The sequence below is a fragment of the Bartonella sp. MR100HLJHH genome (genome assembly GCF_042194215.1).
Classification (GTDB): domain Bacteria; phylum Pseudomonadota; class Alphaproteobacteria; order Rhizobiales; family Rhizobiaceae; genus Bartonella; species Bartonella grahamii.
Genome location: NZ_JBHIMR010000008.1, coordinates 105,678 through 114,927, shown reverse-complemented (window position 1 = coordinate 114,927; position 9,250 = coordinate 105,678). Strand labels below are relative to the sequence as shown.

The window sequence follows — 9,250 nt, the reverse complement described above, 5'->3', positions numbered from 1 at the left end:
TAAACTTCGCGTTGATCACTCAGAACGCCTCTTAGATATGGCTAAGAAATTAGACATATCTGTAGCATTTTTATCTTCTGTAGAGATTGGAAAAAAATCTGTTCCTGTAGGATTGGAAGAAAAGATCATAGAGCTTTATGGTTTAGATAAAGCTATGGCTTCTCTCTTAAAAAAAGAAGCCTATTCTTGTCGAAAAAGCATCATAATAAAACCTTCTACTCCGTTGCAACGTGAAACTGTTGTTGCGTTTATGAGGCTTTTAGATGGCTTACATCAAGAAGCGTTAGCAGACTTCAAAGAAACATTAGAAACATTGTGCGAAGCGTGCTTTATAGAGAAATGTTAGAAAATCCTATTCCCTAACTTTTATCCACGTATCCATCACTTAAAAAAACATATGAAGTATCAACAGCTTAATAGGAATATAAAGCTATATGGTGGGCGATGAGAGACTCGAACTCCCGACATCCTCGGTGTAAACGAGGCGCTCTACCAGCTGAGCTAATCGCCCAATGCAATGATTAGCAATTGAATGGGAACTCTTTAAGGAAAAATTTTTCTAAACGCAAGAATAAAGATAGCATTTGATAATTTTTTTTAAAAATGCATAATCCTTCTTGACATAAACGCATGAACCCCTTACACGACCGCTTGTACCAAATTAAATTGGTTCGAAAAAAATGCGCGGGTGTAGCTCAGTTGGTTAGAGTGCTGGCCTGTCACGCCGGAGGTCGCGGGTTCGAGCCCCGTCACTCGCGCCATTTCGTGATTCCTTGTGAAATTTCCTTTTTAAAATATCCATATAGTATTGAGTGTGGTGGTGGAGTATTTGATTGGGGGATGATATGTTTTTTCTTTCTTTTTATATGGTTTATAAGAATAGGGCTTGCGTCTTTCTTTGCTCTGCGTTACCTATGCCGATAAGAAGAGTATCGCTCTATATGCATTTGAAGCAGTATGAATATAATTAATAGAGCGATTATTAAATTTGTCTGTTTGGTCTCGCAATATTGAATCATTGTGTTAAACTCAGGCATTTCGTTACGATGGAAGAGGGTTATGGCTTATTTATTGAGCTCTTATTTACCGGTCTTGATTTTCATTATTGTGTCAGCTGTTATTGCTGGAGTTTTGTTGATTACACCTTACATTGTAGCATATCGTTCCCCCGATCCTGAAAAGTTATCGGCTTATGAATGTGGGTTTAATTCATTTAGTGATGCACGCATGAAGTTTGATATTCGTTTCTATTTGGTATCAATTTTATTTATTATTTTTGATCTTGAAGTTGCTTTTCTTTTTCCTTGGGCTGTTTCATTCGAATCAATAGGTATGTTTGGCTTTTGGTCTATGATTGTGTTTTTAGCAATTTTGACTATTGGGTTTATATATGAATGGAAAAAAGGAGCCCTTGAATGGAATTAGGATCTAATAATTCAACGATTGCTGCTCCAAAACCAAAAGGAATCATTGATCCCAATACTGGTGAGCTGATAGGGTCTGACGATAAGTTTTTTCGTGATCTTAATGCTGAATTATCAGATAAGGGATTTTTAGTTACCTCGGCAGATGCTTTGATTACTTGGGCACGTACCGGTTCTTTAATGTGGATGAGTTTTGGTTTGGCATGTTGTGCTATCGAAATGATGCAATGCTCAATGCCTCATTATGATAATGAGCGTTTTGGATATGCGCCACGAGCTTCACCCCGTCAGTCAGATGTGATGGTGGTTGCAGGTACTCTAACAAATAAGATGGCTCCTGCTTTAAGAAAAGTGTACGATCAGATGCCAGAGCCACGTTATGTGATTTCTATGGGATCATGTGCAAACGGTGGGGGATATTATCATTATTCCTATTCAGTAGTGCGTGGATGTGATCGTATCGTGCCTGTCGATATATATGTTCCAGGGTGCCCACCTACAGCAGAGGCATTATTATACGGCATATTGTTGCTACAGAAAAAAATCCGTCGTACCGGATCCATAGAGCGATAGAGAGTTTTCTTGTCATGATGGATAAAACTTTGGTTGAACTTGCTGCTTATTTGGAAAACAAGTTAAAAAATAAGCTTGAAGAGACTGTTATTGCTTTTGGTGAATTGACCATTGTGGCACGTCTTGACGCAATTATCGATGTCTTAATGTTTGTTCGTGATGATTCGCGCTGTCAATTTATTAATCTCACAGACATTAGTGGTGTGGATTATCCTTCTCGCGATAAGCGCTTTGATGTTTCTTACCAATTGTTATCTCCTCGTGAGAATTTACGCTTACGTGTAAAAGTTCGTACGGATGAAAATACTCCTGTTGCTTCAGCTTGTACGGTTTATCCTGGCGCAGAGTGGTATGAACGTGAAACGTATGATATGTATGGGATTTTATTTTCAGGACATCCGGATTTGAGACGGATTTTAACAGATTATGGGTTTGAAGGATATCCTTTACGCAAAGACTTTCCTGTGACAGGATTTGTTGAATGTCGTTATGATAATGAAGCAAAGAGGGTAATTTATGAGCCTGTTGTTTTGCGTCAAGAGATGCGTAATTTTGATTTTCTTTCTCCTTGGGAAGGAGGACAGTATACTTTGCCATGTGATGAAAAATAATAATATTGGTTTTGATAAGGCATTATATTAGAGTACTGTATTTCTTAAATAATTAAATATTTTTTAGTATGATAGATTTTTTTGATATTTGATATGAAGTTTTTTAAAAAGCAAGGGGTTGATTGTGGCTGAGGTCAATGTTCGAAACTTTAATATCAATTTTGGTCCGCAGCATCCTGCCGCGCATGGGGTTTTGCGCATGGTTTTGGAGTTGGACGGTGAAGTTGTTGAGCGTGTAGATCCACATATTGGGTTATTGCATCGCGGTACCGAAAAATTAATGGAAACAAAAACTTATCTTCAAGCGGGTCCTTATCTAGATCGTTTGGATTATGTTGCTCCTATGAATCAGGAACATGCTTTTGTCCTTGCTATTGAAAAGTTATTGGATATTAAAGTTCCTAAAAGAGGGCAATTAATACGTGTTTTGTTTTCTGAAATTGGGCGTATTCTTAATCATTTGCTTAATGTAACGACACAGGCAATGGATGTTGGTGCTTTAACACCACCTCTTTGGGGGTTTGAGCAACGTGAAAGATTGATGATTTTTTATGAGCGTGCCTGTGGCGCACGTCTTCATGCAAATTATTTTCGTCCTGGTGGTGTGCATCAAGATTTACCAGAATCTTTAGTTGAAGATATAGGTAATTTTATTGATCCTTTTCTTGTTGCTCTTGGTAAACTTGATGCGCTTGTAACGCCAAATCGGATTTTTAAGCAGCGTAATGTGGATATTGGCGTGGTAACTATTGATGAAGCTTGGGCACGTGGTTTTTCTGGGGTTATGATTCGTGGGGCTGGTGTTCCATGGGATTTACGTAAAAGCCAACCTTACGAATGTTATGATGAAATGGAATTTGATATTCCTGTAGGTAAGAATAGCGATTGTTATGATCGTTATCTTATTCGTATGGAAGAAATGCGTCAATCAGCAAAAATTATGCGCCAATGTGTGGAGCGTTTGCTGAGTACTGAAAAAAATGGACCGGTTTCGAGCTTGGATCGCAAGATTGTACCACCGAAACGGAGTGAAATGAAAAGTTCGATGGAAGCACTGATTCATCATTTCAAGCTTTATACGGAAGGTTTTCATACGCCTCCTGGAGAAGTATATGTTGCTGTGGAAGCTCCGAAAGGGGAGTTTGGTGTTTATCTTGTTTCTGATGGAACCAATAAGCCTTATCGTGTAAAGTTGCGTGCTCCTGGGTTTGCGCATCTCCAAGCTATGGATTTTTTAACCAGAGGCCATATGCTGGCGGATGCTACAGCTATTTTGGGTTCGATTGATATTGTTTTTGGGGAGGTTGATCGCTAATGTCCGTACGCCGTCTTGCAGATGATGTTTATCAGCCCGCTGAGTTTTCTTTTACAAAAGAAAATCAGATATGGGTAAAAAATACTATAGAGAAATATCCTGTAGGGCGTGAGCAGTCTGCTGTAATTCCATTATTAATGCGTGCTCAAGAGCAAGATGGTTGGGTGACACGTGCCGCGATTGAGCATATTGCTCAGATTCTTTCCATGGCTTATATTCGTGTTCTGGAAGTTGCAACTTTTTACACTCAGTTTCAGCTTAAGCCTGTTGGAACAAAAGCGCATATTCAAGTTTGTGGTACGACCCCTTGTATGTTACGTGGATCTGGTGAATTGATTAAAGTTTGTCAGAAAAAAATTCATCATGAACCTTTTGTTACCAATCAGGATGGAACCTTATCATGGGAAGAGGTAGAATGTCTTGGTGCTTGTGTGAATGCTCCTATGGTTATGATTTTTAAAGATACTTATGAAGATCTTACAGCTGAGCGTCTTGAAGAAATTATTGATGCATTTGAAGCTGGGAAAGGTTCTGAGATAGCGGTTGGTCCGCAAAGTAGCCGTAAGTCGTCGGAACCGATTAGTGGTTTAACTTCTCTTATTGATGATGAGAAAGAAAAAAAGATCTCTCAAGTCTTCACCAAAAAAGGATAAGGAAAGAGTGGGAACATAATTAAGTATTTTTCTTGAAAAAATATTTTATTATTCTACCCATGATGACAACATTTAATGAAAAGTAAGAAGTCTTGAAAAGATATTTAAAAATTGCATTTGAGGAAAAGCGGAAAATGCTATGGGTAATAGAAAAAAAGGTGGGGTATGCTAGCTGATAAAGATCGTATCTTCACCAATCTGTATGGTTTAAAAGACAAATCATTAAAGGCTGCGATGTTGCGTGGGCATTGGAATGGTCTGAAAGAGATGATTGACAAAGGTCGTGATTGGATCATTGATGAGGTGAAGGCATCGGGTTTACGCGGTCGTGGTGGTGCTGGTTTTCCTACCGGAATGAAGTGGTCCTTTATGCCAAAGCAGAATGATGGTCGTCCTCATTATTTGGTTGTCAATGCCGATGAATCTGAACCTGGAACTTGTAAAGACCGTGATATTTTACGTCATGACCCCCATACTTTGATTGAAGGATGTGCAATCGCTACTTTTGCTATGGGAGCCAATGTTGCTTTTATTTATATTCGTGGTGAATATATTCGTGAACGTGAAGCGCTACAAGCTGCCGTTGATGAATGCTATGATGCAGGTTTACTTGGCAAAAAAACGAAATATGGGCATGCTTGTGATATTATTATTCATCATGGAGCTGGTGCTTATATTTGTGGTGAAGAAACAGCTCTTCTTGAAAGTCTTGAGGGAAAAAAGGGACAACCTCGGCTTAAACCACCATTTCCTGCCAATATGGGGATTTATGGCTGTCCAACAACAGTAAATAATGTAGAGTCCATTGCTGTTGTTCCAACGATTTTGCGACGGGGTGCTTCGTGGTTTTCGTCAATCGGACGAGCAAATAATGTTGGAACGAAATTATTTATGGTTTCAGGGCATGTTAATGCACCTTGTACATTTGAAGACGCTCTTGGTGTTTCATTCCGTGAATTAATTGAAAAACATACGGGTGGTGTTCGTGGTGGGTGGAATAATCTTTTAGCAGTTATTCCAGGGGGAGCTTCTTGTCCAGTCGTCCGTGGTGAGGATATGATCGATGCGATCATGGATTTTGATGGGATGCGAGATGTCGGGTCTTCTTTTGGCACGGGGGGAATGATTGTTATGGATAAATCAACCGATATTATCAAGGCAATTTGGCGTATAGCTGCTTTTTTCAAGCACGAGAGTTGTGGTCAGTGTACTCCGTGTCGTGAGGGGACGGGTTGGATGATGCGTCTTTTAGGGCGTATGGTTGAGGGAAGAGCACAAAAACGCGAGATTGATCTTTTGTTTGAAGTGTCTAAACAGGTTGAAGGACACACTATTTGTGCGCTTGGTGATGCTGCCGCATGGCCTGTACAGGGATTGATACGTAATTTTCGTCCGGAAATCGAGCGTAGAATTGATGAATACACGCGAAATGTAGTTCAAAGCAAAAACATTGCTTTAGAAGCAGTAGGATAGAAGATTTTTTAAAGAGCAGCCGAATGCAAATTTTAAGTGGGTTATCCGCAGGTTGGATGGGTGATGATAAATATCAAAGTTGATGGCAAAGAGATTGAAGTTCCTGATTACTACACGTTGCTTCAGGCTGCTGAGGCGGCTGGGGCAGAAATTCCACGTTTTTGTTTTCATGAATCTTTGTCAATTGCTGGAAATTGTCGTATGTGTTTGGTTGAGGTTAAGGGGGGTCCTCCAAAACCTCAGGCTTCTTGTGCTATGGGGGTTCGTGATTTACGATTAGGGCCTAACGGTGAAGCACCTGAGATTTTTACCAATACGGCGATGGTAAAAAAAGCACGTGAAGGTGTTATGGAATTTCTTCTCATTAATCATCCTTTGGATTGTCCAGTGTGTGATCAAGGGGGAGAATGCGATCTTCAAGATCAAGCAATGCTTTATGGACGAGATTGTTCTCGTTATAGTGAAAATAAGCGTGCTGTAGAAGATAAATATATTGGACCTCTTGTCAAAACTGTCATGACACGGTGTATTCATTGTACACGGTGTGTTCGTTTTACAACGGAAGTCGCAGGTATTTCTGAGCTTGGTTTGATCGGTCGTGGTGAAGATGCTGAAATTACGACGTATCTTGAAAAAGCTATGACATCTGAATTACAGGGAAACGTTATTGATCTTTGTCCGGTGGGAGCTTTAACTTCAAAACCTTATGCGTTTCATGCTCGTCCGTGGGAATTGGTAAAAACGGAATCGATTGATGTGATGGATGCGCTTGGTAGTGCGATCCGTATTGATAGCCGTGGCCGTGAAGTCATGCGGATTATGCCGCGTACGAATGAAGATGTAAATGAGGAATGGATCTCTGATAAAACGCGTTTTATTTGGGATGGATTGCGCACTCAGCGGCTTGATAGGCCATATGTACGCAAAGATGGAAAGCTTCAGCCTGTCAGTTGGACAGAAGCTTTTGCAAAAATTAAAATGGTGATCTCTAAAATTTTTCCAGAAAAAATTGGAGCCATTGCTGGAGATCTTGCGTCTGTTGAGGAAATGTATGCCCTTAAAGCATTATTGAGTTCTTTGGGCTCAACGCTTTTTGATTGTCGCCAAAGAGGGGGGGCTTTATCGCCTGAGTTTGGGCGTTCGAGTTATATTTTTAATCCTACAATTGCAGGTATTGAACAGGCTGATGCACTGCTTATTGTGGGATCTAATCCACGTCATGAAGCAGCTGTTTTAAATGCGCGTATTTTAAAGCGCCAACGGATGGGAAATTTTCCTATTGCATTAATTGGAGAGAAAGTCGATTTACGTTATCCTTATTCTTATCTTGGATCTGGGAGTGATACATTAACGACACTTATTCGTGGAGAGGATGTTTTTTTTAATGTCTTAAAAGAAGCGAAGAGGCCCCTTATTCTTATCGGAGAGGGGGCTGTTTCAGGAAATGAAGGTTTATCTGTTTTAAAAAGTCTTGCTAAATTAGCTGACAATATTGGTGCTCTTAGTGAAGAATGGAATGGGTTTGGGGTTCTTCATAATGCAGCATCGATTGTTGGAGGGTTGGACATAGGCTTTACTTCTAAGCTTGGGGTTGCAAATATTCTTAAAACCTGTGAAGTTTTATTTTTACTTGGTGCTGATGAAGTAGAATTAGCCAATACAAAAGCTTTTACAGTTTATATTGGTAGCCATGGTGATAATGGTGCACATGCTGCTGATGTTATTTTGCCTGCATCTGCTTACACTGAAAAATCAGGGCTTTATGTGAATACAGAAGGACGTGTTCAAATGACAAATCGGGCTGGTTTTGCTCCAGGTGAAGCAAAAGAAGATTGGGCTATTTTGCGTGCTTTATCGGATATTTTAGGACAAAGGCTCCCTTTTGATTCTCTTTCTCAATTAAGACAATGCTTGTTTAATGATTATCCACACCTTTGTGCTGTTGATGATATAGTACCTTCTGATATAAGTGGTCTTAAGGCGCTTGGTTCAAAAATGGTTTCTCTAGAGAGTCAAACCTTTACTTCTATGGTTAAAGACTTTTATTTAACAAATCCGATAGCACGTGCTTCTGCTGTTATGGCTGAATGTTCATCTCTTGCAAAAAACCGTGCTACGCAAACTGTAAAGTAAGGCAAAGGAAAAGGAATAATGATGTATGATTTCTTTATGACTTGGCTGTTGCCATTACTCATTATAGTTGGAAAAACACTTCTTCTTTTGGTCGTTCTTTTGATCTTAGTTGCTTATCTTCTTTACGCAGATAGAAAGATTTGGGCTGCGGTACAATTGCGTCGTGGACCAAACGTTGTTGGTCCATGGGGTTTGTTACAGTCTTTTGCAGATTTAATTAAATTTGTTGTTAAGGAGCCTATTATCCCTGCAGGTGCAAATAAGGGTGTTTTTCTTTTGGCTCCTTTTGTTTCAGCGACACTTGCTTTATCAACGTGGGCTGTTATTCCAGTTAATGAAGGCTGGGAAGTTGCAAAAATTAATGTTGGCTTGCTTTATATCTTAGCCATTTCATCTCTTGAGGTTTATGGTGTTATTATGGGGGGATGGGCATCAAATTCAAAATATCCTTTCTTAGGAGCCCTTCGTTCGGCGGCACAGATGGTTTCTTATGAGGTTTCAATTGGTTTTGTGCTTGTAACCGTCATTTTAGTGAGTGGTTCATTGGATCTTACAACAATTGTTCATAAACAAAGTTCTGGAATTGGTACAACTCTTGGTCTTCCTTTTAACAGCTTTCTCGATTGGAACTGGTTGGTCCTTTTTCCAATGTTTATTATATTTTTTATTTCTGCGCTCGCAGAGACAAACCGTCCTCCTTTTGATTTGGTTGAAGCTGAATCTGAACTTGTAGCTGGTCATATGGTAGAATATTCTTCAACGCCTTACATGCTTTTCTTTCTTGGTGAATATGTTGCGATTGTTTTAATGTGCGCATTAACAACCATTCTATTTTTAGGCGGTTGGCTGCCACCCTTAGATGTTTGGTGGCTTAATTGGGTTCCTGGTATCATTTGGTTTGTTTTAAAAGTCTGTTTTGTATTTTTTTGGTTTGCTATGGTTAAAGCATTTGTTCCACGTTATCGCTATGATCAGCTCATGCGGCTTGGTTGGAAGGTTTTTCTTCCTCTCTCACTAGCAATGGTTGTGATAACTGCTGCTTTTTTAAAGTTTACGGATTTCGTTTAA

At 39.6% G+C, this 9,250-nt stretch carries 9 protein-coding genes and 2 tRNA genes; 10 read left to right on the top strand and 1 reads right to left on the bottom strand.

The features are described 5' to 3' along the window. The coding region (locus tag ACFIJ7_RS06395) for an XRE family transcriptional regulator (protein ID WP_375644850.1) at positions 1-346 on the top strand (346 nt) is incomplete at its 5' end. An 89-nt stretch (positions 347-435) separates the two neighbouring features. Here the strand turns inward: ACFIJ7_RS06395 and ACFIJ7_RS06390 are convergent. Next, positions 436-511: transfer RNA gene (locus tag ACFIJ7_RS06390), tRNA-Val, on the bottom strand. Between the two features lie 173 nt (positions 512-684). Here ACFIJ7_RS06390 and ACFIJ7_RS06385 point away from each other — a divergent pair. The 9 genes from ACFIJ7_RS06385 (at position 685) to nuoH (ending at position 9,250) form a co-directional block, all read left to right on the top strand. Further along, positions 685-761, top strand: a tRNA-Asp gene (locus ACFIJ7_RS06385). Positions 762-1,059: 298 nt separating this feature from the next. Next, positions 1,060-1,425, top strand: a complete 366-nt coding sequence (locus ACFIJ7_RS06380; protein WP_005773599.1) for an NADH-quinone oxidoreductase subunit A — start codon at positions 1,060-1,062, stop codon at positions 1,423-1,425. Beyond that, on the top strand, positions 1,416-1,997 hold the full coding sequence (locus tag ACFIJ7_RS06375) for a NuoB/complex I 20 kDa subunit family protein (RefSeq protein ID WP_375644849.1): 582 nt from the start codon (positions 1,416-1,418) through the stop codon (positions 1,995-1,997). Before ACFIJ7_RS06380 ends, ACFIJ7_RS06375 begins: the two co-directional genes overlap by 10 nt. 17 nt (positions 1,998-2,014) lie before the next feature. After that, positions 2,015-2,608 (top strand): NADH-quinone oxidoreductase subunit C, encoded by a 594-nt coding sequence (locus tag ACFIJ7_RS06370; protein WP_375636129.1) that lies wholly within the window; start codon positions 2,015-2,017, stop codon positions 2,606-2,608. A 124-nt stretch (positions 2,609-2,732) separates the two neighbouring features. Continuing rightward, positions 2,733-3,923 carry an NADH-quinone oxidoreductase subunit D gene (locus tag ACFIJ7_RS06365; RefSeq protein WP_273787995.1) on the top strand — a complete coding sequence of 397 codons (1,191 nt, stop codon included), beginning with the start codon at positions 2,733-2,735 and terminating at the stop codon, positions 3,921-3,923. Further along, positions 3,923-4,576, top strand: coding sequence for an NADH-quinone oxidoreductase subunit NuoE (gene nuoE / locus ACFIJ7_RS06360; protein WP_015856354.1), 654 nt, complete (start codon positions 3,923-3,925; stop codon positions 4,574-4,576). The genes ACFIJ7_RS06365 and nuoE overlap by 1 nt, the downstream gene beginning before the upstream one ends. Positions 4,577-4,741: 165 nt before the next feature. After that, the gene (gene nuoF / locus ACFIJ7_RS06355; RefSeq protein WP_375636123.1) at positions 4,742-6,049 is read left to right on the top strand and encodes an NADH-quinone oxidoreductase subunit NuoF; all 1,308 of its coding nucleotides are present in this window, start codon (positions 4,742-4,744) and stop codon (positions 6,047-6,049) included. Between the two features lie 63 nt (positions 6,050-6,112). After that, positions 6,113-8,182 carry an NADH-quinone oxidoreductase subunit NuoG gene (gene nuoG / locus ACFIJ7_RS06350; protein WP_375628449.1) on the top strand — a complete coding sequence of 690 codons (2,070 nt, stop codon included), beginning with the start codon at positions 6,113-6,115 and terminating at the stop codon, positions 8,180-8,182. A gap of 21 nt (positions 8,183-8,203) precedes the next feature. Then, entirely contained in the window at positions 8,204-9,250 is a 1,047-nt protein-coding gene (gene nuoH, locus ACFIJ7_RS06345) for an NADH-quinone oxidoreductase subunit NuoH (protein ID WP_375644851.1), read from the top strand.

What these genes read in the sequence shown, in the direction of transcription:
- ACFIJ7_RS06380 (WP_005773599.1), top strand. Translation starts at nt 1,060, where the DNA reads ATGGCTTATTTATTGAGCTCTTATTTACCGGTCTTGATTTTCATTATT.
- ACFIJ7_RS06375 (WP_375644849.1), top strand. Translation starts at nt 1,416, where the DNA reads ATGGAATTAGGATCTAATAATTCAACGATTGCTGCTCCAAAACCAAAA.
- ACFIJ7_RS06370 (WP_375636129.1), top strand. Translation starts at nt 2,015, where the DNA reads ATGGATAAAACTTTGGTTGAACTTGCTGCTTATTTGGAAAACAAGTTA.
- nuoE (WP_015856354.1), top strand. Translation starts at nt 3,923, where the DNA reads ATGTCCGTACGCCGTCTTGCAGATGATGTTTATCAGCCCGCTGAGTTT.
- nuoF (WP_375636123.1), top strand. Translation starts at nt 4,742, where the DNA reads ATGCTAGCTGATAAAGATCGTATCTTCACCAATCTGTATGGTTTAAAA.
- nuoG (WP_375628449.1), top strand. Translation starts at nt 6,113, where the DNA reads ATGATAAATATCAAAGTTGATGGCAAAGAGATTGAAGTTCCTGATTAC.
- nuoH (WP_375644851.1), top strand. Translation starts at nt 8,204, where the DNA reads ATGTATGATTTCTTTATGACTTGGCTGTTGCCATTACTCATTATAGTT.